Annotated in this window: 21 protein-coding genes and 1 tRNA gene; 15 read left to right on the top strand and 7 right to left on the bottom strand. The window is 65.2% G+C overall.

Going from position 1 to position 22,890, the window contains the following annotated elements; genetic code table 11:
- Positions 1-75: 75 nt before the first annotated feature.
- Positions 76-151: transfer RNA gene (locus MRBLMC3_RS05560), tRNA-Glu, on the bottom strand.
- Positions 152-271: 120 nt separating this feature from the next.
- Complete coding sequence (gene recJ, locus MRBLMC3_RS05555) at positions 272-2,038, bottom strand: single-stranded-DNA-specific exonuclease RecJ (protein WP_363826455.1); 1,767 nt, start codon at positions 2,036-2,038, stop codon at positions 272-274.
- Positions 2,039-2,175: 137 nt separating this feature from the next.
- On the opposite strand from recJ, the gene MRBLMC3_RS05550 reads away from it, so the two are divergent.
- Positions 2,176-4,269 carry an autotransporter assembly complex protein TamA gene (locus tag MRBLMC3_RS05550; protein ID WP_363826452.1) on the top strand — a complete coding sequence of 698 codons (2,094 nt, stop codon included), beginning with the start codon at positions 2,176-2,178 and terminating at the stop codon, positions 4,267-4,269.
- Positions 4,269-8,456 carry a translocation/assembly module TamB domain-containing protein gene (locus MRBLMC3_RS05545; RefSeq protein ID WP_363826449.1) on the top strand — a complete coding sequence of 1,396 codons (4,188 nt, stop codon included), beginning with the start codon at positions 4,269-4,271 and terminating at the stop codon, positions 8,454-8,456. The genes MRBLMC3_RS05550 and MRBLMC3_RS05545 overlap by 1 nt, the downstream gene beginning before the upstream one ends.
- 66 nt (positions 8,457-8,522) lie before the next feature.
- Here MRBLMC3_RS05545 and MRBLMC3_RS05540 read toward each other — a convergent pair whose 3' ends face one another.
- Positions 8,523-9,161: a hypothetical protein gene (locus MRBLMC3_RS05540; protein ID WP_363734457.1), complete on the bottom strand. Its 639-nt coding sequence runs from the start codon at positions 9,159-9,161 to the stop codon at positions 8,523-8,525.
- A 103-nt stretch (positions 9,162-9,264) separates the two neighbouring features.
- Positions 9,265-10,713 (bottom strand): sigma-54-dependent transcriptional regulator, encoded by a 1,449-nt coding sequence (locus MRBLMC3_RS05535; protein WP_363734458.1) that lies wholly within the window; start codon positions 10,711-10,713, stop codon positions 9,265-9,267.
- A 170-nt stretch (positions 10,714-10,883) separates the two neighbouring features.
- Between MRBLMC3_RS05535 and MRBLMC3_RS05530 the strand changes: the two genes are divergently transcribed.
- The 7 genes from MRBLMC3_RS05530 (at position 10,884) to MRBLMC3_RS05500 (ending at position 16,470) form a co-directional block, all read left to right on the top strand.
- A complete protein-coding gene (locus tag MRBLMC3_RS05530; RefSeq protein ID WP_363734459.1) occupies positions 10,884-10,991 on the top strand; it encodes an aa3-type cytochrome c oxidase subunit IV in 108 nt (35 codons plus the stop codon).
- Positions 10,992-11,205: 214 nt separating this feature from the next.
- Positions 11,206-11,475 carry a proton-translocating transhydrogenase family protein gene (locus MRBLMC3_RS05525; protein WP_363826447.1) on the top strand — a complete coding sequence of 90 codons (270 nt, stop codon included), beginning with the start codon at positions 11,206-11,208 and terminating at the stop codon, positions 11,473-11,475.
- Positions 11,472-12,284 carry an NAD(P)(+) transhydrogenase (Re/Si-specific) subunit beta gene (locus MRBLMC3_RS05520; protein ID WP_363826444.1) on the top strand — a complete coding sequence of 271 codons (813 nt, stop codon included), beginning with the start codon at positions 11,472-11,474 and terminating at the stop codon, positions 12,282-12,284. Before MRBLMC3_RS05525 ends, MRBLMC3_RS05520 begins: the two co-directional genes overlap by 4 nt.
- 59 nt (positions 12,285-12,343) lie before the next feature.
- A complete protein-coding gene (locus tag MRBLMC3_RS05515) occupies positions 12,344-13,036 on the top strand; it encodes an aspartate/glutamate racemase family protein (protein WP_363734462.1) in 693 nt (230 codons plus the stop codon).
- A 159-nt stretch (positions 13,037-13,195) separates the two neighbouring features.
- Entirely contained in the window at positions 13,196-14,653 is a 1,458-nt protein-coding gene (gene guaB / locus MRBLMC3_RS05510) for an IMP dehydrogenase (protein WP_133652362.1), read from the top strand.
- A gap of 45 nt (positions 14,654-14,698) precedes the next feature.
- Positions 14,699-15,874 carry an RsmB/NOP family class I SAM-dependent RNA methyltransferase gene (locus tag MRBLMC3_RS05505; protein WP_363826441.1) on the top strand — a complete coding sequence of 392 codons (1,176 nt, stop codon included), beginning with the start codon at positions 14,699-14,701 and terminating at the stop codon, positions 15,872-15,874.
- Between the two features lie 77 nt (positions 15,875-15,951).
- Positions 15,952-16,470, top strand: coding sequence for a tetratricopeptide repeat protein (locus tag MRBLMC3_RS05500; RefSeq protein ID WP_363826438.1), 519 nt, complete (start codon positions 15,952-15,954; stop codon positions 16,468-16,470).
- Between the two features lie 54 nt (positions 16,471-16,524).
- On the opposite strand, the gene MRBLMC3_RS05495 is transcribed toward MRBLMC3_RS05500, so the two are convergent.
- Both MRBLMC3_RS05495 and MRBLMC3_RS05490 read right to left on the bottom strand, forming a co-directional pair.
- Positions 16,525-17,676 carry a hypothetical protein gene (locus MRBLMC3_RS05495; RefSeq protein ID WP_363826435.1) on the bottom strand — a complete coding sequence of 384 codons (1,152 nt, stop codon included), beginning with the start codon at positions 17,674-17,676 and terminating at the stop codon, positions 16,525-16,527.
- 65 nt (positions 17,677-17,741) lie between these two features.
- The gene (locus tag MRBLMC3_RS05490; RefSeq protein ID WP_363826432.1) at positions 17,742-17,900 is read right to left on the bottom strand and encodes a hypothetical protein; all 159 of its coding nucleotides are present in this window, start codon (positions 17,898-17,900) and stop codon (positions 17,742-17,744) included.
- On the opposite strand from MRBLMC3_RS05490, the gene crcB reads away from it, so the two are divergent.
- The 6 genes from crcB to MRBLMC3_RS05460 all read left to right on the top strand — a co-directional run bounded on the left by crcB (position 17,899) and on the right by MRBLMC3_RS05460 (position 22,041).
- Positions 17,899-18,282: a fluoride efflux transporter CrcB gene (gene crcB / locus MRBLMC3_RS05485; RefSeq protein ID WP_363755057.1), complete on the top strand. Its 384-nt coding sequence runs from the start codon at positions 17,899-17,901 to the stop codon at positions 18,280-18,282. The genes MRBLMC3_RS05490 and crcB overlap by 2 nt on opposite strands.
- Positions 18,279-19,601, top strand: a complete 1,323-nt coding sequence (locus MRBLMC3_RS05480; RefSeq protein ID WP_363826429.1) for an RluA family pseudouridine synthase — start codon at positions 18,279-18,281, stop codon at positions 19,599-19,601. The genes crcB and MRBLMC3_RS05480 overlap by 4 nt, the downstream gene beginning before the upstream one ends.
- The gene (locus MRBLMC3_RS05475) at positions 19,598-20,272 is read left to right on the top strand and encodes an HAD-IA family hydrolase (RefSeq protein ID WP_363734468.1); all 675 of its coding nucleotides are present in this window, start codon (positions 19,598-19,600) and stop codon (positions 20,270-20,272) included. Before MRBLMC3_RS05480 ends, MRBLMC3_RS05475 begins: the two co-directional genes overlap by 4 nt.
- A complete protein-coding gene (locus tag MRBLMC3_RS05470; protein WP_363826426.1) occupies positions 20,269-20,526 on the top strand; it encodes a hypothetical protein in 258 nt (85 codons plus the stop codon). The genes MRBLMC3_RS05475 and MRBLMC3_RS05470 overlap by 4 nt, the downstream gene beginning before the upstream one ends.
- Complete coding sequence (locus MRBLMC3_RS05465; protein ID WP_363826423.1) at positions 20,523-21,218, top strand: ATP12 family chaperone protein; 696 nt, start codon at positions 20,523-20,525, stop codon at positions 21,216-21,218. The genes MRBLMC3_RS05470 and MRBLMC3_RS05465 overlap by 4 nt, the downstream gene beginning before the upstream one ends.
- 73 nt (positions 21,219-21,291) lie before the next feature.
- Entirely contained in the window at positions 21,292-22,041 is a 750-nt protein-coding gene (locus tag MRBLMC3_RS05460; RefSeq protein ID WP_363826420.1) for a hypothetical protein, read from the top strand.
- A 99-nt stretch (positions 22,042-22,140) separates the two neighbouring features.
- Here the strand turns inward: MRBLMC3_RS05460 and MRBLMC3_RS05455 are convergent, their stop codons facing one another.
- Positions 22,141-22,821: a murein L,D-transpeptidase catalytic domain family protein gene (locus tag MRBLMC3_RS05455; protein WP_363826417.1), complete on the bottom strand. Its 681-nt coding sequence runs from the start codon at positions 22,819-22,821 to the stop codon at positions 22,141-22,143.
- Between the last annotated feature and the right edge of the window lie 69 nt (positions 22,822-22,890).

Below are 22,890 nucleotides of genomic sequence, written 5' to 3'. Positions count from 1 at the left end.
CGCAACAGGCCGCAGGAATGCGCCACGGCACTTCTGCTTCTTTCCGCCCAAGGAGTATCAACTCCTTGAGTTTATTGGTGACCCCTACGGGAATCGAACCCGTGTTTCAGCCGTGAAAGGGCCGCGTCCTAGACCGCTAGACGAAGGGGCCACAGCAGGTTCGCTTGGGCGTCGCTGCGAAGCGAGGCGGGCATTAGGCGGTGGCTCCGGAACGGTCAACCCCCTTTTCGTCATGAAAATGACGCGGGGCAAAAAATTGCCGATCCGCTGCTCAATCGGCCCAGGCGGCATCCTCCAGATGCAGTTCGGCGGCAGGGCGCGGACCCCAATCGTCGATCTTCGCCCGGCCCGCGATCCACAGGCGCCGGTCGCGGGGCGCGCCAAGAATGGCCTGACCCAGATCGGATTCCGCCTGACGGAAGGCGATGGTCTTGATCGAGCGGCCGTCATCGCCCGCCATGATGGCGCGCAAATGTCCGTTGCCGACGATGTCCGCCTTTACCACCCGCATCGGTCCGGACGCGATGAGCGGTGCAGGCCATCCCGCGCCATAGGGACCGCCGGCGTCGATGGCGGCGACGAAGTCCGGATTGACGCCCGCAGGCGCCAGCACGGCGTCGATCAGCAACGCGCGGTCGTCCCGGGCCCTCGCCACCGCATCGGCAAGGCGCTCGTCGAGAAAGTCGGCCAGCGCATCGATCTTGTCCGCCGCGACCGTCAGGCCGGCAGCCATGGCATGGCCGCCGCCCGCGACCAGCAGGCCGCTGTCCTTCGCCGCCAGGACCGCCGCGCCCAGGTCGACGCCGGAGATGGAGCGGCCCGATCCCTTGCCGGTCCCATCCTCATCGATGGCGACGACGATGGCGGGACGTCCGGCCTTCTCCTTGATGCGTCCTGCGACTATGCCGATCACGCCGGGATGCCAGCCTGCGCCCGACACCACCGCCACCGCCCGATAGCCCTGCGCGGCAAGACGCTCTTCCGCCTCCGCCTGCACGGCCGCCTCTATGACCCGGCGTTCCTCGTTGAGCTGATCCAGTTCCCGGGCGATGCTGGCCGCCTCCGCCGGGTCTTCGGTGGTGAGCAGCCGCACGCCCAGATCCGCCTTGCCCACGCGTCCGCCGGCGTTGATGCGGGGGCCAAGCGCGAAGCCCAGATCATGGCAAAGCGGCGCCCGCGTCAGGCGGCTGGCGTCGATCAGGGCGGAAAGGCCGATATTGCGGCGCTTCGCCATGATCTTGAGGCCCTGCGCGACGAATGCGCGGTTGAGCCCCTTCAGTTGCGCCACGTCCGCCACCGTGCCGAGCGCGACGATGTCGAGCAGTTCCATCAACGGCGGCTCCGCGCGCTGGGCGAACCAGCCGCGCCCGCGCAGCACGCGGATCAACGCCGCACCGAGCAGGAAGGCGACGCCCACAGCCGCCAGATGACCATGCGCTGCTGCTTCTTCCGCTTCGTCAAGGCGATTGGGATTCACCAGCGCCAACGCTTCGGGGAGGGCGGCGGCACATTTATGATGGTCGACGACGACGACATCGACGCCCGCCGATTTGGCCATGGCAAGCGCGTCGAACGCCTGCGCGCCGCAGTCCACCGTGACGATCAGCGTCGCGCCCTCTCGCGCCAGCCTGACGAGCGCCTCGCCGGATGGGCCATAGCCTTCCATCAGCCGGTCGGGGATATAGGGTCGCGCCGCAAGTCCCAGATCGCGCAGCAGGCGGATCAGCAGCGCCGCGCTGGTCGCGCCGTCCACGTCATAATCGCCGAAGATGCGCACATCCTCGCCGCGCACCACCGCATCGGCCAGCCGTTCGGCGGCGGCGTCCATGTCGCGGAACAGGCTGGGGTCGGGCATGAAATGGCGGATGGTGGGGTTGCGATGCGCCTCTACCGCATCGCGCGGGCAGCCGCGCGCCAGCAGCAATTGCGTGACCAGATCATCCGGGCGATAGCCGGGATCGCGCCCGTCGCCATTGCCCCCGCGCCACCGCCATGGCTGGCCAAGGATAGAACGGGTGATGTTGAGCGCGATGGTCATGCGGCCGGTCTAGACCGGTTGGGATTCGGAAGGAAGCACCCCTCTTCATGACGCGGGCGGAACTTTGGCAACCCGCTGCGCGTATTGGCTGTTCCCGCCCTGCATGGGCAAAGGGCAAAAGGGGCAAAGCGGTTTCCATGGGTTCAAGGCAGAAGCGGGTCCGGCGAGCCTTGGGTCTGATGATGATGGCGTCCTCTTCCCTTCCACTGATGGCGCAGACGCCGCCTCCGTCGCAACAGCAGGAAGAACCGATCCTGCCCGATAGCGAGTTCGAGGCGCGCCTGCCCGGCGTGGAAGAGGCCCCCGCTGACAAAAGCGCGCCTTTGCCCTCGATCGATCAGTGGATCGATGAACAGATGCCGACAGCCGGCGCTGCGCAGCAATTGCCTCCGCCGACCGAACCGCAGGAGGAGCGTGAACTGGCGCAGCCGCTGCCCCCGCTCGACAGCGTGCAGGTTCCGGTACAGGTCGCGACCGACAACAACCCTGATGAAAAGACGCAGGCGGTACGTTATTCGGTCGTGGTGGATGGCTTCGGCAAGACAGGTCTGGAGCCGGCGTTTCGCGATTCTTCCGCCCTGATCGATGGCGACGGCAAGGCTGATACGGCGGCCATGGTGCAGGCCCGCGCCCATGAGGATGAGGCGTTGGCCGTACGGCTGCTCTATTCGGAAGGCTATTATGATGCGACCGCGCTCGCATCGCTCGACCAGGCGAATGACGGGGCGTTGAAGGCGGTCATCTCGGTTACGCCGGGCAAGCGCTACCGGATCGGGGACATTGTGATCAATGCCGGGCAGACCGTGCCGCCTGGCCTGATCCGCGACAGCCTGCCGCTCAGGACCGGCGATTATATCGTCGCGGCCGCGGTCGAGGGGGCGGAGGCCAATGTCGGCGTCAAGCTGCCGGAAAATGGCTATCCCTTCGCCAAGCTGGGGCAGCGGGACATATTGCTCGATCCCGCAACCACGACGGGAGACTATACCCTGCCGGTGGAGACAGGACCGCGCGGATCGTTCCGGGGGATCACCACCACGGGCGAAAGGCAGGCGTTCGGCGCCGATCATATGAAGGTCATCAGCCGCTTCAAGCCGGGCGAGCTCTACGACAGCCGCAAGGTGGACGACCTGCGCCGGGCGCTGGTGGCGACGGGGTTGTTTTCCAGCATCTCGGTCGATCCGGTCAGGACGAACGAGCCGGGGCCGGACGGCACCGAATATGTCGACCTGGCGGTCGCGCAGGAGGCGGGCAAGCCGCGCACGCTGGCGGGCGAGCTGGGCTATGGCACGGGCCAGGGCTTCCGCGCCGAGGGAAGCTGGACCCATCGCAACCTTTTCCCGCCGGAAGGTGCGCTGATCGCCAGCGTGATCGCCGGAACGCAGGAACAGGGCGCGTCGGGCACCTTCCGCCGTTCCAATGCGGGCAAGCGCGACAAGACCTTCCAGGCTGGCGTCACGCTCAACCACCAGAATTACGATGCCTATGAAGCCTATACGGCGGGCCTCAATATCGGCTGGTCGCGCCAGTCGACGCCGATCTTCCAGAAGCGCTGGACCTACAGCTATGGCGCTGAAGTCCTGCTGACCAACGAACAGGTGGTTGTCGATCCAGCGACGGCGGACAAGGTGCGGCGGACCTATTTCATCGGCGGCCTGCCGCTGCAGCTTGGTTACGACAGGTCCAACGACCTGCTCAATCCCACACGGGGGTTCCGCGCCAATCTGCGGGCCGAGCCGGAGGGATCGTTGCAGGGCAGCTTCTCGCCCTATCTGCGCGCGACTTTCGACCTCACCGGCTATTATCCCTTGTCGGACAGCCTGGTGATCGCTGCGCGCACGCGCGTCGGCACCATCAGCGGGGTGAACCGGGATGACGTCGCGCCTTCCCGGCGCATCTATGCGGGCGGCGGCGGGTCGGTCCGCGGCTATGGCTATCAGGAACTGGGGCCCAAGGACGCGAACAACGACCCCATAGGCGGCCGGTCCGTCAACGAATTCGCGGTCGAGGGCCGCTACCGCTTCGGCGATTATGGCGTGGTCGCCTTCGTCGATGCGGGCCAGGTCTATGAAAGCTCCATGCCGCAATTTTCCAACATCCGTTACGGCGCGGGCGTGGGCGGGCGCTTCTACACCAATTTCGGACCCTTCCGCGCCGACATAGCCATGCCGATCAACCGGCAGCCGGGCGAGTCCAAATTCGCGCTCTACATTGGCATCGGGCAGGCATTCTGATGGTTGAGGAAACCCCGACCGTCGTCGTCAGTCGCCCGCTGTGGCAGAAGATCCTCCTGTGGGTCGTCGGACTGGTCGCAGCCCTCGTCCTGCTGGTCGCCGGGCTGCTGCTGTTCCTGAACACCCAGCCGGGCAAGGCCTTCCTGATCCGTCAGATCGCCGGGCTGAAGCTGGAATCCGGCATGGGCATATCGGTCGGCCGGATCGAGGGGTCGATCTACAGCGACATGGTGATCCACGACCTGGTGCTGCGCGACCCGAAGGGGCCGTTCGCCGCATCCCCGCGCGTCCATATGGTGTGGAGTCCCTTTCGCTACATCAACAACCATATTTCGGTGCGGCTGCTGGAAAGCCCGCTGGTGGTGCTGGCGCGCAGTCCGCAGTTCAACGTGACGCAGAGCGACCCCAATGCGCCGATCCTGCCGGACCTCGACATCGATGTCGACCGGCTGAAGATCGCAAGGTTCCTCGTCGCCAGGCCAGTGATCGGCCAGAAGCGGGAGATTGCGATCGACGGCGTGACTCATATCGCCGACGGCCGCGCCATAGTGTCGGCCAATGCGGTGGTGGACAGTGGTGACCGTCTTCAGGCCAGGCTGGACGCCGTGCCCGCGCAAAATCGCCTGTCCATGAAGGGTATGCTGACCGCGCCCAGGGGTGGCGTGATCGCGGCGATGAGCGGCCTTACCGACGGATTCACCGCGACGCTGGACGGGAAGGGGACCTGGCAGGCGTGGAACGGGCGGCTGGTCGCGACGTCGGGCAAAGGCGAGCTGGCGAATGTCGCGCTTGCCGCCCGCGACGGCAATTTCACGGCGAAGGGACCGCTGCGGCCGGGACTGGTCTTCGCCGGGACGGTCGATCGTCTGACGGTGCCCGCGCTCGACCTCGACATGTTCGCGGGACTGAACCAGCGGCGCGTGAACCTCAAGGGTTCATTGAAATCCCGCGCCTTGTCCGCCACCGCGCAGGGTCTGGTCGACCTGGGCCAAAGTCGGTTCAGCGCGCTCAGGATCGACGCCACCCTGCTCACGCCCGGCGCGATCATGGAGAAGGTGAGGGGCCGGGACGTACGCGCTTCGGTGATCCTGGACGGGCCGATGGCGACGCCCTTCATCGATTATGACGTCACGGCGAAGGAGATTGCCTTCGACGCCACGGGCATCGAAAACCTGAAGGCCAGCGGGCGCGCGGTGATCGATGCGGACCGCATCCGCATTCCGGTAAGCGCCACCGCCAGCCGCGTCACCGGCCTCAATGCGGCGGCGGGCGGCCTGCTCAACAATCTGCGTGTGAAGGGCGATTTCGCCTATGCCGCGGGCAAGCTCATCAGCGACAATCTGAAGATCGACAGCGACCGGGTGGACGCCACGGCCATCGTTCTGGCGGACATGGACAATGCCATCTATCGCGGCGCGCTCAAGGGCCGGGTCAACGACTACAGGATCGACGGGGTCGGCATCGTCAATCTCAACACCGATGTGAAACTGGTTCCAGGGCCCAAGGGCGGCTTCGGCCTGTCCGGCCGTTTCGGCGTGCGCACGGCGCGCTGGGACAATGCATCGGTTCGCGACTTCCTGGGCGGCAATGCCGTTGCTTCCGGCACCATCGGCATGACGCCGGAGGGCAGGTTCACGCTCAACGGCCTGAAGGGCGCAGCGCCCAACTTCCGGATCCACAGCGGTTCGGGCAGCTATGACACCGACGGTCGGATCGCCTTCGACGCCAGGGCGACATCGAACCAATATGGGCCGCTGGCGCTGACCGTGCGCGGCACGATGGAGCGGCCCAATGCCGTGCTCCGCGCCGCAAGGCCCAATGTCGGCGTGCAACTTCATGACGTGGTGGCGAAACTGAATGGCGAGGCGGCGGGCTATCGGCTCGAAGCGACCGGCGGGTCGGCCTATGGCCCGTTCTTCGCCAATGTGCTGATCCATACCGCCAAGGGGCCGCTCACCATCGACATAGCCAAGGCGCGCTTCGCCGGTATCGACATGAACGGTCGCGTGCAGCAGAGCGCCGCCGGTCCCTTCACCGGGCAGCTTGCCATGAGCGGTTCCGGCGTGACCGGCGCGGTTCGCCTGACGGCGGTGGGTAAGGCGCAGGGCGCGCAGTTGAACGCCACCGCCAGCAATGCCAAACTGCCGGGCGAAGCGGATGTCGTGATCGGCCGGGCGTTGATCACGGCGAACATGGTGCTGGCCGACCAGCCGCAGATCACCGCCGATGTGCAGATGGCGAATGCGGCCTATGGCGATTATGTCGTGCGCAAGGCGCGGGCGCGGGTCGACTATCGCGGCGGGCGCGGACGGGCGCAACTGGTGGCGGACGGATCGACCGGCGTGCCTTTCTCCATCGCGATGAATGCCGCGCTGCGACCCACCCTCTATGCCGTCGCGCTGGAGGGGCGGGCGAGCAACGTCCCCTTCCGCTTCGCCCGGCCGGCGATCATCCACGTCGAGAAAGCCGGATATCGTCTTGACCCGGCGACGCTGGTGCTGCCGCAGGGGCGCGTCGACCTGGCCGGGCATTTCGGCCAGCAAATGGCGATGCAGGCGCGGTTCAAGGATTTTGACCTGGCCATCGTCAACATGGCCTCGCCGGGACTGGGGATTGGCGGGAAAGCGACCGGCACGCTGGATTTCGCGCAGAATGGGTCCGCCTTCCCGACCGCGACCACGCGCCTTGCGATCACCGACTTCCGCCGGTCCAGCCTGACCGCCGTTTCCGATCCAGTATCCATGGCGATCGAAGGCAAGCTGTCGAGCGCGGGCGGGGACATGCGTGGACTTATCCGGCGGGGCAATGCGACGCTTGGGCGCTTCGTCGCGACCCTGGCGCCGCCGGGACCGGGCGCCGGCTGGGCGGAACAGCTTGCGTCCGCCCCCCTGGGCGGCGGCATCCGCTATGCCGGGCCGGCCGATGTGCTCTTCTCCTTTGCGGGCTTGGCCGACCAGCAGTTGACCGGGCCGATCGCGGTCGCGGCGGATTTTGGCGGACGGCTGACCGCGCCCAGCCTCAACGGCATCGTCCGCGCCAATGCGCTGAGTTATGAAAATGAGACGTTCGGGACGCGCGTCACGCAGATGCGGCTGGACGGGCGCTTCACCAATGACCGGCTGGACCTGCGCGATTTTTCCGGGCGGGCGGGCGAAGGCACGGTGCAGGCCAGCGGCACGGTGGGACTGGCGGCGGAAAGCGGCTATCCGATAAACATCGCCGTGAAGCTGAACCGCGCCCGCCTGGCGCGCAGTGAGGCGATCACCAGCGTCGTCAGCGGCACGCTCTCCATCACCAACGGCCCGACCACCGGCGGCCTGATAAAGGGCGACCTGTCGCTTCCCGAAACCCGTTATCGCGTCGCCTGGCAGGGGGGCAGCGACATCCGGCAGTTGACAGGCGTGCGCCGCAAGGGCGAGGGGACCGACCTGCTGGACCGCCGCGTGGCCGCACGGCAGGCGGCCGCCAAACCGACGGCGTGGAATCTGGACGTGCGCGTGCGGGCCGATAACGAAATCTACGTGACCGGCATGGGGCTCGATTCCGAATGGAAGACGAACATGCGCGTCACCGGCACGGCGACCGATCCGCGCGTGGTCGGCAAGATAGAGGTTATACGCGGCCGTTACAGCTTCTCAGGCCATCAGTTCGATCTGGAGCAGGGCGTCATCACCTTCAACGGGCCGATGATGAACCCGACACTGGCGATCCGCGCCGAAACGCGGATCGACGATGTGACGGCGGGCATCGCCGTGGGCGGTTCGGCGCAGCGGCCCGACATCGCCTTCGTTTCCACGCCGACGCTGCCGCAGGACGAGATATTGGCGCGGATCCTGTTCGGGGACAATGTGGCGAATCTGTCAGCCACCCAGGCGATCCAGTTGGCGGCGGCACTCAATGGGCTGCGCGGCGGCGGCGGCGGACTCAATCCGATGGGCAAGCTGCAAAATGCGTCGGGCGTGGACCGCATCGGCATTGTCGGTGGGGATGAGGCGACCGGGCGCGGCACGTCGCTCGCGGTCGGGCAGCATATCTCCAACAACATCTATGTGGAGGTGATCACCGATCCCAAGGGCTTCACCGCCACCCAGCTCGAAATCTCCCTGTCCAAGACGCTCAGCCTGTTGTCGAAGACAGGCACGAATGCGGGATCATCGGCCAATTTGCGCTATTCGAAGGATTATTGATGCCGTTTCAGGGTCGGGTGCGGCTGGATCAGCCTTCCACGGCTGGTCATGGCATGACCGGCCGGCTCAGCGCGTGCCTGCATTGTCCGCCGCCGCCGGAACCGCGGCGCCCTCGGGCGTCTGGGCCTTGGACGCGAAGATTCGCAGGCTGTCGAGCGTCTTTTCCGCCATGGTCTGATATTGCTCGCTCAGCATTTCGGGATAGACGAAGCTGGCCGTGACGATCGAACCGTCCGGCTGTTGAATCATGCGCAGCGCGACATTGTTGCCTTCGCCGTCATTGGCTGTCCCGCGATACTCCCTGTCGCCGATATAATCGCCGCTCACCCCTTCGGAGCCCTCGCTCACGGTCGAGACGATCTGTTGCAGTGTCTGGTCGCCGTCCTTCTTCTGCCAGAAGATGCGGACGTCCGCGCCTGCGCCGGGATCCTGGTAGACGACGCCGTCCGCATTGCTGGAAGCCGCATCCTTCTGCCAGCCTTCCGGGAAGGTGATGGAGAAGCCCCGTTCGACATTGACGTAATTGCGCGATTCGGGCGTGTCCGCCTTCGCCTCGGCCATCGCCTTGGCGGCGGCGGCATTGGCGGCGGCGGCGAGTTGGTCCTGGCTCGGCAGATCCTCCACCGGTTCCGCGCGGCCGCAGGCGACCAGCAGGAGCAGGGGCAGGACGAGCGACGAGGTGGCGGCGAGGGTGGCGCTTTTCATCGCTCTCCCAAAGCATAGGTGCCGCGATAATTCAACGCCGCAACCGATCACGGCGCGATGGGGTGATGGCGGTGCGGGGCGTTCAGTCCGAACCGGTGGCCGGTCAGGCGGCGCTGTCGATGCCCAGTTCCGCCAACTTGCGATAGAGGGTCGAGCGACCGATACCCAGCCGCCGGGCCACTTCGGTCATGCGCCCGCGATAATGGCCGATGGCCAACCGAATGACGTCCGCCTCGATCTCCGCCAGTTGGCGGATATGGCCGTCCCCTTCGAACAGGGTAATGCCCGCGACCTCCCGATGCGGCTGCGGCACGATGCGCAGCCGACCGTGGGGCGCGTCGCCATGGGCGCGCCCGCGGATCTGCGCGGCGATCTGCGGAAAATCCTGGGGTGTCAGGGCATCGCCCTCGCACAGCACGGCGGCGCGGAACAGCGCGTTCTGAAGCTGGCGCACATTGCCCGGCCAATCATGCTGCATCAGCAGGGCCAGCGCGTCGTCGGTCAGGCCAAGGCCGCGCAATCCCGGCTGCGTCGCGATGCGGGCGAGCAAATGGCGGCACAGCGCCGGCACGTCGCCCAACCGCTCGCGCAGCGGCGGAATGGTGAGTTGCACGACGTTGAGGCGGTAATAAAGGTCTTCGCGGAAGCGCCCTGCTTCGATCTCGTCATGCAAGCGCTTGTTGGTGGCGGCGATGACGCGCACGTCGACATGGATCGGGCGGCGCGCGCCGATCGGCTGGACTTCGCCGTCCTGGAGCACGCGCAGCAGCTTGACCTGCGCGTCCAGCGGCATTTCGCTGACCTCGTCGAGGAAGATCGTGCCCATGTCGGCGGCAACGAATTTGCCGATCTGCCGGTCGAATGCGCCGGTGAAGGCGCCGCGTTCATGGCCGAACAGGTCGGATTCCACCAGATTGGCAGGGATGGCGCCGCAATTCACGGTGATCATGGCCTGCTTGTGGCGGGGCGACGCCGCGTGGATGGCGCGGGCGATCACATCCTTGCCGACGCCGCTTTCCCCCTCGATCAGCACGGGCACGCGGGCGCGGGCCGCCTTGGCCGCTATGGCGAGCGCGGCGCGGAACTGCGGTGCGGCGCCGACCACATCCTCGAAGGAGAGGGCGGCGGGGATCTTCTCCGTCAGCGGGCGCAACTCGCCCTTGCCATGCTCCCCGTTCAGCGTGGCGTTGAGCGCGGCGAGCAGCCTTTCAGGCGCGATCGGCTTGGCAAGATAGTCGGTCGCGCCGGCCCGCATCGCTTCCACCGCTACGGCGACATTGTTGTGCGCGGTCAGGATCAACAGGGGGAGTGCCGGGCGACGGGCCCGCAATTCGCGGATCAGGCCTGCCGGCTCATAATTCGGGCTCCATTGATCGAGCAGGACGGCATCCAGCCGCATTCCGTCCTGCGTGCCCAGCATCGCGATCGCGGTATCGCCGTCATTGACGAAGATGGTGCGCCATCCCGCCCTGGCGGCGAGAGCGGACACCAGCCTGCGCTGTGCCGGCTCGTCGTCGATCAACATCAGCATGGGAATGCCGTCGCGCGCCATCCTTACCCCTCATATGCGAACTGGCGCTGAAGTTAGGGAGGAGGGGTAAAGACCGCCTTAACCGCAAAAATTTTCTTGTTCGCTGAAGGCTTGAGGGGGACAAGGCTTGACGATAAGAGGATGCCCGCGAAACGGACAGAGAGGGACAGTGCATGGCTTCGGACGGCAATATGAAGAGCGCAACTCAGACCTATGAAGGGTTTGTCGCCCTCATCAAATGGGGAACCATCGCCTGCGCCCTGGTCGCGGCATTGGTCATATTGCTGATCGCCAGGTAGGGCATTCTGCGCAAAAGCGGGCATCGAATGTCCGCTTGAAACTGATGCGACGACTGGATCCGGAGCGTGTCGCCTGCAGTTCGCGCAATACGGTCCCAGTCCCCCGGACATCTGGCCTGTTCCTGAACAGGGCGGTTCGTTCCTCCACCTGACCGCTGCGGTTCCAGAGCAACAGGACCGCCAGTCCCGGAATCCCGTCATGAGGGGGGAGCAGATGACCCCGTTCCTTCTCCTTTCCTTTTTGGCGGCTTCCATTGTCGGGGCGTTCGTCTCATTGCGGGCGCGGCCTGATGACGGCTGGGCGCTCGTTTTCGTGCTTCAGTTGCTCTCGTCCGCCATTCTTGTCGGCGGATTGATCGTCTCGGCGGAAGCGGGCAGCAGCATCGCTCGAACACTGGGCCTCCTGTCGATCGTCGCGGGCAGCGCCGCGTTTTGTGGGGGTTTCGTGGCAGCGCGGCGGCTGGACGTGCCGCCGGGGCCATGATGGAAGGCGCGAACGCGACGATCCTCGTCGGTTGGTCGCTGTCGGCCATGTTATCGGCGGCGGCGTTGCTGATCTCGATTGCGGGTGATCTCCGGCGGGGCACGCATCTGGCGGCTGCCGCGTTGCTGGTCGCAGCGGCCTTGGCCCTCTATACCCATGACGTCATGGCTCTACCGCAAATCTGCGCGGCGTTGATCACCGGAGGCGCCGTGGGCCTTGCATTGGGGCGAGGCATTCCCCGATCCCGGATCCCCTTGCTGATGAGCGGTCTTGTCGGCCTGGCCGGTCTGGCTGCCGTGCTGGTCGGAGGAGCGGCTTTGCGCGATCCCCACGCCTTCGGCCTGCTGGACGATGTGTCCGATCGACTGCGCATCGTGGGCGCCGCCGGCATTGGCGCTGGCGTCTCGTGCGGGGCGATGGCTTGCGGAGGGGCGACCGCCATGTTGCGCGGCGGACGGGCGGATCGCTGGCATATTCTCATTATCGCCGTCCTGCTGCTGGCGGCGGGCGGAGCCGCAGCAGCCTTTATCGTGGCGCCGGATCCGGCCCGGCTCCTTGCCTGCATCGGCGTCGCGCTGGTGGCGGGCTGGGCGGTCACGAAACGAGCCTTGCTGGCGGGAATGGGGCCAGCGCTGGCGGTAGTGAGCGGCTTTGCCGGCTGGGCCGTGGCGGCATCCGCTTTCCTGATGGAAAACATGCCGATGGCTGTCGCGGGCGGACTGGCGGGCGCGGCGGGCAGTCTTTTCGGTATCCGGCTTTGCGTCTTTGCGGAGAGGAAGGGGCTTGCCCATGCGGGGCGCCGTCCCTAACGGTTTGCGTCAAGGGACAGGCCCGTCCGGCCTTGTCGGCGTATGGGATAAGCGGATTCATGAAGAAGCTCGGTCTGATAGGCGGTCTTAGCTGGACGTCGACGGCGCGCTATTATCAGATCATCAACCAGGCCGTTTACCGCGCCCGGGGTGGCCAGCACAGCGCGCCGCTGCTGATCGAGAGCCTGGATTTCGCGGACATAGGCCGCTCCACCACAGAGGAGGAGTGGGCCCATGCTTCCGACGTGTTGACCGCGTCGGCCCGGCGGCTGGAGCAGGGCGGCGCGGCAGCGTTGCTGATCTGCGCCAATTCCATGCATCGCGTCTATGACGAGGTGCAGGCGGGCGTCGGCATTCCGATCATCAACATCGCCGATGCCGTGGGGCGCAAGATGAAGGCCGACGGCATCGAAAAGGCCGCGCTGATCGGTACGCGCAATGTCATGACGGAGAAATTCTACCGCCAGCGGCTGGTGGCGCATGGCATATCATTGCTGCCGCCCGACATGGAACTAGCCGAGAGAATCGACCGCATCGTCTATGATGAGCTGACCATCGGGAAGGTCAGCCGCGAGTCCGAACGCTATATGAAGTCGGAACTCACCGATATCGCCAAGGAGAATGTGCAGGCGGCGATCCTGGCCTGCACCGAACTGGAGATGATCGTCGACGTGCGGGCGAACGTCCTGCCGATTTATGACGGCACCAGCATCCATGCGCGGGCGGGGGTCGACGTGATCCTGGGCGATTGAATCGGTCGGCGCATGCCGCGCGGCGCCGATCTTCCCCAGCAATAAAATGCTTTCGGGGGTCTGGCTGTTTTGCCGCTTAATGGTTACATGGGCCGCCACGAATCCCCCCAGCAATCATGCCCAGCCCCGCATGAGACGCGCAACAGAAAGTGGCTTTACATGGACATCCGCCTCGGCCTCACCTTCGACGACGTGCTTTTGCAGCCCGCCGAATCCGACGTGCTGCCCAGTCAGGCGGATACCAGCACCCATGTGACCCGCGCGATCAAGCTGAACATCCCGATCCTCTCGTCCGCCATGGACACGGTGACGGAGGCGGACATGGCGATCGTCATGGCGCAGCTTGGCGGCCTTGGCGTCCTGCACCGCAACCTGTCCGTCGAGGAACAGGCCGATGCCGTACGGGCGGTCAAGCGCTTTGAAAGCGGCATGGTGGTGAACCCCATCACCATCACGCCCGACGCCACGCTGGCCGATGCGCAGATGCTGATGACCCGGCACAAGATCAGCGGCATTCCGGTGGTCGAGGCATCGGGCAAGCTGGTCGGCATCCTCACCAATCGTGACGTGCGCTTTGCCGAAAATCCGGCGCAGCCGGTCAGTGAACTGATGACCCATGACAATCTGGCCACGGTGAAGACTGGCGTCGGCCAGGACGAGGCGAGGCGCCTGCTGCACCAGCGCCGGATCGAAAAGCTGCTGGTGGTGGACGATAATTATCATTGTGTCGGCCTGATCACCGTCAAGGACATTGAAAAGGCCGTCACCTATCCGCAGGCGACCAAGGACGCATCGGGCCGCCTGCGCGTGGCGGCGGCATCGACCGTCGGCGACAAGGGGCTGGAACGCAGCAAGGCGCTGATCGATGCGGAATGCGACCTGATCGTCATCGACACCGCCCATGGCCACAGCCGGCAGGTGGCCGTCGCGGTGGAGGCGGTGAAGAAACTGTCCAACCATGTTCAGGTGGTCGCCGGCAACGTCGCCACCGCCGAGGCGACCAAGGCCCTGATCGGGGCCGGTGCCGACTGCGTCAAGGTGGGGATCGGGCCAGGCTCCATCTGCACCACGCGGGTCGTCGCTGGCGTCGGCGTGCCGCAGTTGACCGCCGTCATGGATTCGGCGGAGGAAGCGGCCAGGCACGGCGTTCCGGTGATCGCGGATGGCGGCCTGCGCACCTCCGGCGACGTGGCGAAGGCGCTCGCTGCGGGCGCGGGCTGCGTCATGGTCGGATCGCTGCTCGCCGGTACCGCCGAGGCGCCGGGCGAAACTTTCCTCTATCAGGGCCGTGCCTATAAGAGCTATCGCGGCATGGGCAGCGTCGGGGCGATGGCGCGCGGCTCCGCCGACCGCTATTTCCAGGCCGACATCAAGGACCAGATGAAACTGGTGCCGGAGGGGATCGAGGGCCAGGTTCCCTTCAAGGGGCCGGCCAAGGACGTCATCCACCAGCTTGTCGGCGGCGTGAAGGCGGCGATGGGCTATACCGGCAGCGCCACCATCAAGGATTTGCAGGAGCGGGCGCGCTTCGTCCAGATCACCAATGCGGGCCTGTCGGAAAGCCACGTCCATGACGTGACCATCACGCGGGAAGCCCCCAATTATCCGACGCGGTAATCCCATTTTGAATGCTGTTCCCTTCGCGGGACAGGGGCATGGCGCATGACCCCGTCCGCGCGAGTCCAGGCCGCGATCGAACTGCTCGACGCCATCATATCGTCGGCGCGGGATGGCGGCCCGGCCGCCGACACGCTGATCGCGCGCTATTTCAAGGATCGGCGCTATGCCGGGTCGCGCGACCGGCGGGTGGTGCGCGACCATGTTTATGACGCCGTGCGCCGCGTGGCGGAGCGTCCGGACAATGGGCGCGCTGCGATGGTCGGGCTGGCTCGCGAGCGTCCGGAACTGGCCGCGCTGTTCGACGGATCGACCCATGCGCCGGCGCCGATTGCCGATGATGAAGCGGGATCGGCGGCGGGCGTCGTGCCCCGCTGGATCGACCCGTTGCTGGCGGCGCCCGTGGAACGGGACGCCTTGTTGGGCCGGGCGCCCGTCGATCTGCGCGTCAACAGGTTGAAGGCCGATCCTGACAGGGTTGCGCCGCTCTATCCCGATGCAGTGAGATTATCCGGCCTGCCCGACGCGCTGCGCCTGCCCGAAGGTGCGCCGGTCGAGCAGAGCGACCCCTGGAAATGGGGGCAGGTCGAGGTGCAGGACGCCGGGAGCCAGCTGATCTCCGCCGCTTGCGGGGCGCAGCCGGGGATGACCGTGATCGATCTCTGCGCCGGGGCAGGGGGCAAGACGCTGGCGCTGGCGAGCGCCATGGCGGGCAAGGGCATGCTGATCGCCGCCGACACCATCCGATCGCGGCTTTCGCGGCTTGATCCGCGAGCGGAGCGGGCAGGGGCCACCTTCATCGAGACGCTGCTGCTGGATCAGGGGCATGAGGCGGGCGCGCTGGAAAGTCTGCATGGCCGCGCAGACGTGGTGCTGGTCGATGCGCCCTGTTCGGGCACCGGCACCTGGCGCCGCAATCCGGAGGCGCGCTGGCGGCTGACTCCCGCGCGGCTCGACCGGCTGGTGGCGGAGCAGGCGCGGATACTGGATTTTGCCGCGCCCTTGCTGGCGCCGGGCGGCCTGTTGGTCTACGCTACCTGCGCGCTGACGGACCGGGAGGGGCGGGATCAGGTGCGGGCATTCCTGGCACGGCATGATGGATGGAGGGCCGAACCCTTCGATGCGCCGATGGGCCGGCCCCATGGCGACGGATTGCTGCTGACGCCGGGGCATGACGGGACGGACGGTTTCTATTTCGCGCGGCTGCGACGGGCAGCGTGAAAGAGTCGATGGACAAGCGCCCGCAAAATCGCGAGACTTGGACGGAATCAGCGCCTGAAACATGGCTGGAGTTGTGCATGCGTTTTACCCCCGCCTCGATCGCCCTGGCACTATTGTTGACCACCGTTTCCAGCGTTGGGCTGACGCAACGGCCGGATTCGCAGATTTCACCGCTGTCCGTCGAATGGCAGAAGGCGGGGGAAGCGGCGCGCAAGACGGGTAATTATCAGGGTGCCACGGATGCACTGGAAAGCGCGCTGGCCGTCGATCCGCGCAACCGCATGGCCTATATCGAACTGGCCGAAGTGGCGCGGGCGCAGGGGCTGCAAGGCAAGGCGATCCGCCTGTATCGCGAAGCGCTGCTGCTGGAGCCCAATGACATCGCCGCCCTGGTCGGCCAGGGCGAGGCGATGGTCGAGAAGGGCGCCATTGCCAAGGCAAAGGAGAATCTCGCGCAGGCACAAGGGCTGTGCAAGGCCAATTGCGCGGCTGTGGGCCAACTGGCGGTGGCGATAGAGAAAGGTCCGCCCGCTACCGTGCTGAGCGCCAAGGACAAGGTGCCCGCGCCCAAGGCTGCCGAAACCGAGACGCCTTGATGCGTTTGTCGGGAGTGTTTTTGGCCATTTGTCCTTGTCGGGTGGATTCAAATTTCACTTCTGCGATGATACAATCGAGGTAGCCCAGAAACCCAAGGTCAGCCATTTGGCGGGCGGTCGAAAATCAGCTTCTGTCAGCTTGCCGACGGAAGCGGAGGCGGCGGTCAGCTCCGTCACTTGGCTGATATATCGGTCGGCATTTTTCAGCAGCATGCCGTTAGCTGTCCTGCACTCACGGGTGTCGCCTTCGGAAGCACGGATGGTCGTTCGCCAACTACAGCTGTAGCCGCGAATAAACTCGGATTTCCTGGGATTTTCGGCCTCCCATTTCGAAGGTGAGTACAGCAAACTTCCTCCGGTTCGCGATATCGCAAGTTCAAGTGGAACCCCGTCTTCATCGCTGTCGAACCGCACCATAGCGCCGGGCCATTTCAGCAGCATCTGTCGGAGATTTCGCTGTTCCCATTTCCAGGTCGCGATGTTGTCTCCCAAGCGTCTTATCATTTGCGCCTTTGACGCTCCGTTCCAGGCGTTTCGCCCATAAAGGATGACCTGGTCATTGGGGCCGTGCTTCGCATCCGGATCGAGGGGAGCCATCCATGTATGCCATTCCAGCAGGTCGACAGGAACAGAAAGCTCATCTCGGCCCAAAGCGCGGCGAACCAATGAAACCGCCCTGTAATGCCTTTCGATTGACCCTCGGCGATCATAATTTTTCTGCCAAAGAACAATCCCATCGTCCGTCAAACATTTGTCACTATACCGATCGGTTCCGTCGAAGGACCAGATATGGCATTTTTCATCAAGAACCGTATCTTCACCCTTGCCAAGATAAACCGTTGTTCCACGAGATTTTGCGGATCCACTGATTATCAGCGTCTCTCGATGCCTTGGCGGGCCAGAATATTGAATGGATATCCCGCCTTTCAGGTCCGTTATATTGGTGTGGGTCCAACCAAACTGATATCTATCTTCTCTCAGGACATTCGCGGACCGATAGACGATAACCTTGTCATCAGGCGCATCCGTTCGTTCCATAACGGCAACATAGTCGGTTGCGCCGGGGCTGCTGAAGACTGTTTTGTCTCCCTCTTTGATGAAGAACGGGCCATTGCCGGAGAATGTGCCGAAGCTTGTGTCTCGGGGCAGCATATCCTTGCCAGACGAACCGCTACACCCGGCGACAGCCAAGGCGATGATGATCATTCTCAACAAACAGGCCCACTTCGATAAGTTGTTCGTTATCTACGCAAACTTGAATTACCAAATCCTCACTCCGGCTGACCAAGGACGTTTGGCAGGCTGATACGATTCAGTTCGCCATCACCCATAGCTGCCGCTGCTGCCATCCACTTCATGAGCGCGGTGGCCATCCTCAGGCCAATGACCGCTTTCCAAGCCTTGCAAAAATGCTCTAGGGCGGGCGGCATGACCAATATCTTTCTCGTCATGGCAGGGGGCGCTGTCGGATCGGCCTTGCGCTATCTGACCGGGCGTCTTGCTTTCCACATGATGCCCGGTGCGTCCTGGCCATGGGGGACGTTCGCCGCAAATGTCGTTGGCGGGTTCGCCATGGGCCTGCTCGCCGGGTGGCTGGCGCGCTTCAACACCTCGGCGGGCGAGCCGATCCGTCTGCTGCTGGCGGTCGGTCTGCTCGGCGGCTTCACCACCTTTTCTTCCTTCAGCCTGGAAACCGTGCTGATGATGGAGCGCGGGCAGATGGGCGTCGCGCTCGCCTATGTGGTCCTTTCCGTCATCGGTGCGGTGGGCGCGTTGGCCGGCGGCCTGGCCTTTATGAGGAGCATCGCATGAAGGGCCGACCTCCCGCCAAGGGCTCTGGCCCTCGCAAACCGGGCGCTGCGGCTCCGGGCCGTGCGCGCGGCGCGGCGAAGGCCGCTCGCGCCCGCAAGCCAGATGCGCCCAAGGCTGCCGCCCGATCCGCTGCAAAGGCGCCGGCCGCCAAGGCGTCCGGGGCAAAGCCCGCCGCCCGGCCCGTCGCCTCTTCGCCGGCGAAGGGCGTGTCGCTGGACGTGCGGCAGTTCCGCGTGGCGGCGGATGACGATGGCATACGGCTCGACCGCTGGTTCCAGCGGCATCTGCCCGACATCGGCTTCAACAGCGTCTCCCGCTGGGCGCGCACTGGCCAGTTGCGCGTCGATGGCGCCCGTGCCGCGCCGGGCGATCGCGTCGCCGAGGGACAGACCATCCGTGTCCCTCCTGCCGAGCCCAAGGCCCCCGAAACCGCGAAGCCCAGACGCGTCCGCCCGCAACTGACGGACGATCAGGCGGCCTTTGCCCAGGGGCTCGTCATCCATCGCGACGCGCAGGCCATCGTCATCAACAAGCCGCCTGGTCTTGCCACGCAGGGCGGCACGAAGACGGAAGATCATGTCGACGGCCTGCTCGACGCGCTGGAGTTCGACCTTGACCAGCGGCCCAAGCTTGTCCACCGGCTGGACAAGGACACGTCCGGCGCGCTGCTCATCGCGCGCACGGCCCGCTCGGCCGCCTTCTTCGCCAAGGCTTTTTCCAGCCGTACGGCGCGCAAGGTCTACTGGGCCATCGTCATGGGCGTGCCCTCCATCGAGGATGGCATGATCGAACTGCCGATCGCCAAGCAGCCGGGCACCGGCGGCGAGAAGATGCATGTGGATGAGGAGGAGGGGCTTCCCTCCCGCTCGCGCTATCGCGTGATCGAGCGTGCGGGTAATCGTGCCGCCTGGGTCGAACTGCAACCCTATACCGGTCGCACCCATCAGTTGCGCGTCCATATGGCGGCGATCGGCCATCCCATCGTCGGCGACGGCAAATATGGCGGCAAGGAGGCCTTTCTGAGCGGCACGATCAGCCGCAAGATGCACCTTCACGCCCGTCGCATCCGGGTCGATCATCCCGACGGTGGCCGGGTCGACGTGCGCGCCGACCTGCCCGATCATTTTGCCGCCAGCCTTGCCTCGCTGGGCTTTGACTTCTCCGCCGGTGACCTGCCGCTGGACGAGGAAATCGCCCGCGCGCCCACGCGGGAGGATGAGAAGAAGGCGGCCCGCGCCCACGCCAAGCAGATCCGCAAGGACCGCAAGGGCGAACGGCGGGCCCGTGGTTCTGGCGGAGCGCCACGCAGGAAGTCATGACCAACAAGCTCGCCGTATTCGATTGCGATGGCACGCTGGTCGACAGCCAGCACAGCATCTGCGCGGCCATGATCCGCGCATTCGAGGGCGAAAATCTGGTCGCGCCGGATCGCGCGACGATCCTGTCGGTGGTCGGCCTTTCGCTTCCGCTAGCCATGGCGCGCCTGCTTCCCGATGCGGAGGTCGATTATCATGATCATCTGTCGGACCGCTACAAGCTGGCATTCCAGCAGCTTCGCCACGAAAATGCGGTGTCGGAACCCCTTTATCCCGGCATTGCGGAACTGATCCGCGAACTGGATGCCGATGGCTGGCTGCTGGGCGTGGCTACCGGCAAATCGGATCGCGGATTGCAACTCTGCCTTGGGCATCATGGCATCCACGCCCATTTCGTGACGTTGCAGACCGCCGATCGCCATCCCTCCAAGCCGCATCCCTCCATGCTTCTCACCGCCATGGCAGAGGCGGGGGCGACGCCCCAAAGCACGGTGATGATCGGCGATACCAGCTTCGACATAGACATGGCGCTGTCTGCCGGTACGCGCGCTCTGGGCGTCGGCTGGGGCTATCACACGCCGCAGGAACTGGTCAGCGCAGGGGCGCACAGCGTTGCCATGGACAGCGCCGAACTGCGCGGCCATATCCACGCTTGCCATATGGATGCCCGATGACAGGCACGCCGCCCGTTCCGCCCGTGGACCCGGACCGGGTCGCGCGCCAGCGCTTCTTCGCGCTTGGCCTGTTCCGCCTGTCGGGCGCGCTGCTGGTGATGTTCGGCTTTCTCGTGCTGATGCAGCGCTTTCATTGGGTGCAGGGAAACAGGGCGAAGGCCATGGGCGCGATCTTCGTCATCGTCGGCCTGTTCCAGTTCGTCATCGTTCCGCGCCTGCTGCTCGCATTGTTCAGGAAGCCGCCGCAATCATGAAACGCTTCTACCAGGATGCTGCTGTCGTTGCGGGCGAATCCGGTTTTGAAATCCACCTTGACGGCCGCCCGGTCCGTACGCCGGCTCGTGAGCCGCTGGCGTTGCCCACCCATAGGCTTGCAGAGGCGGTTGCGGAAGAATGGCGCGCGCAGGGCGATGTGGTCGACCCCCGGTCCATGCCGTTCACCGGCCTCGCCAACGGGGCCATCGACCAGATCGCGCCCAATCGGGAGAGCTTTGCCGCTGGGATTGCCCGCTATGCCGAGAGCGACCTGCTCTGCTATCGCGCGGAAGGTCCGACGGAGCTTGTCGTCCGGGAGTCGGCGGCCTGGGACCCGCTGCTGGAATGGGCGATGGCGCGCTACGACGTCGCCTTTCGGGTGACGCAGGGTATCATTCCGGTCGCTCAGCCCGACGAGACGCTGGCACGGTTGACGGGGGTCGTGACGGCCTTTGATCCTTTCACCCTTGCAGGCCTTTCGACGCTGGTGACGCTGTCCGGCTCGCTGGTCTGTGGTCTGGCGGTGGTGGAGGGCGGCCACGATGCCGACCTGATCTGGACGGCTGCCGAGATCGACGAAGCATGGGAAGTCGAACAATGGGGCGAGGACAAGGAGGCGGCGGCCCGGTCAGCGCAGCGCAGGCACGAATTTGCCATGGCACGAGCCTTTTGTGAGACGACTCGCGCCTGACCGGGTGGGAATGACGCGGCGTCTTCGTTCAATATCAACAGGCGGGCCATCCCCTCGCGCCCGCATTCGTTGCATGACCGAGGAGTGCGCCATCTTGCTGTCCCGTTTTTCCCTCTTTGCCCTGATCACCCTGTCCGCGCCGCTCGCGCTATCGGCCCCTGCGCTGGCCCAGCAGGCGGCCCAGGCCGCTCCCGCCGCGGGGCAGATGAGCTCGGCACAGATCGCCGCCTTCAACCAGGCCGTCACTGATTTCACCGCCGGACAGACCGCGCAGCAGGCTGGCGACAATGCCGCCGCCGCCGCGAAATATGAAGCCGCACTGCCCGCCATCCGCACGGCGGTGCAGGCCGATCCCGCCAGGATCGACAATGTGAATTTCCTCGCCAATGCGCTTTATGCAGATGCGGCGGCGCAGGGCGCGCTTGGTCGGATGGACAAGGTGATCGCGTTTTACACCGAATCCGCACCCTATTGGCGCAAGCTGGTGGAAGCGAAGCCGACCGACGCCGCCAGCCGCAATATCTTCGCTGGCATATTGATCCAGATGGGCAATCAGAAGCTGGTCGGCGGTGACAAGACGGCTGCGGACCCGCTCTATGAGGAGGCCCTTGCCCTCGCGCGCAAGTCAGTCGCGGAAAATGGCAAGGATGCGGTGTCCCGGAACATCCTGCTGTCCGCGCTGATCGGTGCCAGCCAGACCGCAAACGACCCGGCCCTGTCCGCCGAGGCGCTGACCATGGGCAAGGCCATGCTGAGCGACGGCACCATCGATGCGATGAACAAGCCCTCGATCGAGGCGATGACGGGTACGAAAGCGGGCTGACGCCGCTTTCGTACTTTGGTTCAGTCGTGCTCCCGCATCGGCTTGCGCCGTAGCGCGGGTCGCGGGAGCAGGCCGTATTTCAACCAGGTCAGTCCCGCTTCAAGCCGCTATGCCCACGATCTTGTCGGCATAGAGCAGGCGACCGGGACCCATCAGGCCGATAAATTGCGGAAGCATATGGCGGGCAAGCGCGAAACAGCCCTCGCTGCGGCCAATCTTGCCCCAGGTGGCGATATGGTTTTCGCTGACATAATCGGCGCCATGTACAACGATGGCGCGCATTTCCGCATTGTTGTTCTGGGGATCCAGGCCCGCCAGGCGCATTGCCCGGCCATGTTGGCCCTCATAGATTTCGCAGGTCTTGAAGGCACCGGAACTGCTCGCCATCGAATTGGGCTCATTGGAAAAGCTCTGGAGCCAGCCCGAATGTTCCGGGTCGGAACCGCGGCCATGGGCGACGAGATAGGAGCTTGTCTGGCCGCCGATCAGATCGACGACATGGAAGCGCAATTCGCGTGACGGCGCGTTGAAATCGGCCAGTGCGACCCGGTCGCGCAGGGTGAACATGTGACCGTGCTGATCCAGAGCAGCCTTTGCGCGCTCCAGCAGTTGTGCATAGGGCTGGGTAGCGAGCGGTCCGGTCGATGCCGGGCGTGGCGCAGGGGGAACAGCCGGTTGCGGCTGCATTTCGCCCAGCGGAGCGGCACGCCCCGCACTGTCGGCCAGAAACGAAAAAGCCAGCCCGCTCAAAGCGAGCTTGGTAAAACTGCGACGATCCATGAATCGCAATATAGCAAAGGAGCAGCGCCAGTCCAAGGGCGGGGCAGTGTCGTCCCCGCCGTCAGTCCC

The organism is Sphingobium sp. LMC3-1-1.1 (assembly GCF_040676285.1).
Classification (GTDB): Bacteria; Pseudomonadota; Alphaproteobacteria; order Sphingomonadales; family Sphingomonadaceae; genus Sphingobium.
This window is presented reverse-complemented; position numbering and strand designations above follow the sequence as displayed.

What these genes read in the sequence shown, in the direction of transcription:
- recJ (WP_363826455.1), bottom strand. Translation starts at nt 2,038, where the DNA reads ATGACCATCGCGCTCAACATCACCCGTTCTATCCTTGGCCAGCCATGG.
- MRBLMC3_RS05550 (WP_363826452.1), top strand. Translation starts at nt 2,176, where the DNA reads ATGGGTTCAAGGCAGAAGCGGGTCCGGCGAGCCTTGGGTCTGATGATG.
- MRBLMC3_RS05545 (WP_363826449.1), top strand. Translation starts at nt 4,269, where the DNA reads ATGGTTGAGGAAACCCCGACCGTCGTCGTCAGTCGCCCGCTGTGGCAG.
- MRBLMC3_RS05540 (WP_363734457.1), bottom strand. Translation starts at nt 9,161, where the DNA reads ATGAAAAGCGCCACCCTCGCCGCCACCTCGTCGCTCGTCCTGCCCCTG.
- MRBLMC3_RS05535 (WP_363734458.1), bottom strand. Translation starts at nt 10,713, where the DNA reads ATGGCGCGCGACGGCATTCCCATGCTGATGTTGATCGACGACGAGCCG.
- MRBLMC3_RS05530 (WP_363734459.1), top strand. Translation starts at nt 10,884, where the DNA reads ATGAAGAGCGCAACTCAGACCTATGAAGGGTTTGTCGCCCTCATCAAA.
- MRBLMC3_RS05525 (WP_363826447.1), top strand. Translation starts at nt 11,206, where the DNA reads ATGACCCCGTTCCTTCTCCTTTCCTTTTTGGCGGCTTCCATTGTCGGG.
- MRBLMC3_RS05520 (WP_363826444.1), top strand. Translation starts at nt 11,472, where the DNA reads ATGATGGAAGGCGCGAACGCGACGATCCTCGTCGGTTGGTCGCTGTCG.
- MRBLMC3_RS05515 (WP_363734462.1), top strand. Translation starts at nt 12,344, where the DNA reads ATGAAGAAGCTCGGTCTGATAGGCGGTCTTAGCTGGACGTCGACGGCG.
- guaB (WP_133652362.1), top strand. Translation starts at nt 13,196, where the DNA reads ATGGACATCCGCCTCGGCCTCACCTTCGACGACGTGCTTTTGCAGCCC.
- MRBLMC3_RS05505 (WP_363826441.1), top strand. Translation starts at nt 14,699, where the DNA reads ATGACCCCGTCCGCGCGAGTCCAGGCCGCGATCGAACTGCTCGACGCC.
- MRBLMC3_RS05500 (WP_363826438.1), top strand. Translation starts at nt 15,952, where the DNA reads ATGCGTTTTACCCCCGCCTCGATCGCCCTGGCACTATTGTTGACCACC.
- MRBLMC3_RS05495 (WP_363826435.1), bottom strand. Translation starts at nt 17,676, where the DNA reads ATGATCATCATCGCCTTGGCTGTCGCCGGGTGTAGCGGTTCGTCTGGC.
- crcB (WP_363755057.1), top strand. Translation starts at nt 17,899, where the DNA reads ATGACCAATATCTTTCTCGTCATGGCAGGGGGCGCTGTCGGATCGGCC.
- MRBLMC3_RS05490 (WP_363826432.1), bottom strand. Translation starts at nt 17,900, where the DNA reads ATGCCGCCCGCCCTAGAGCATTTTTGCAAGGCTTGGAAAGCGGTCATT.
- MRBLMC3_RS05480 (WP_363826429.1), top strand. Translation starts at nt 18,279, where the DNA reads ATGAAGGGCCGACCTCCCGCCAAGGGCTCTGGCCCTCGCAAACCGGGC.
- MRBLMC3_RS05475 (WP_363734468.1), top strand. Translation starts at nt 19,598, where the DNA reads ATGACCAACAAGCTCGCCGTATTCGATTGCGATGGCACGCTGGTCGAC.
- MRBLMC3_RS05470 (WP_363826426.1), top strand. Translation starts at nt 20,269, where the DNA reads ATGACAGGCACGCCGCCCGTTCCGCCCGTGGACCCGGACCGGGTCGCG.
- MRBLMC3_RS05465 (WP_363826423.1), top strand. Translation starts at nt 20,523, where the DNA reads ATGAAACGCTTCTACCAGGATGCTGCTGTCGTTGCGGGCGAATCCGGT.
- MRBLMC3_RS05460 (WP_363826420.1), top strand. Translation starts at nt 21,292, where the DNA reads ATGACCGAGGAGTGCGCCATCTTGCTGTCCCGTTTTTCCCTCTTTGCC.
- MRBLMC3_RS05455 (WP_363826417.1), bottom strand. Translation starts at nt 22,821, where the DNA reads ATGGATCGTCGCAGTTTTACCAAGCTCGCTTTGAGCGGGCTGGCTTTT.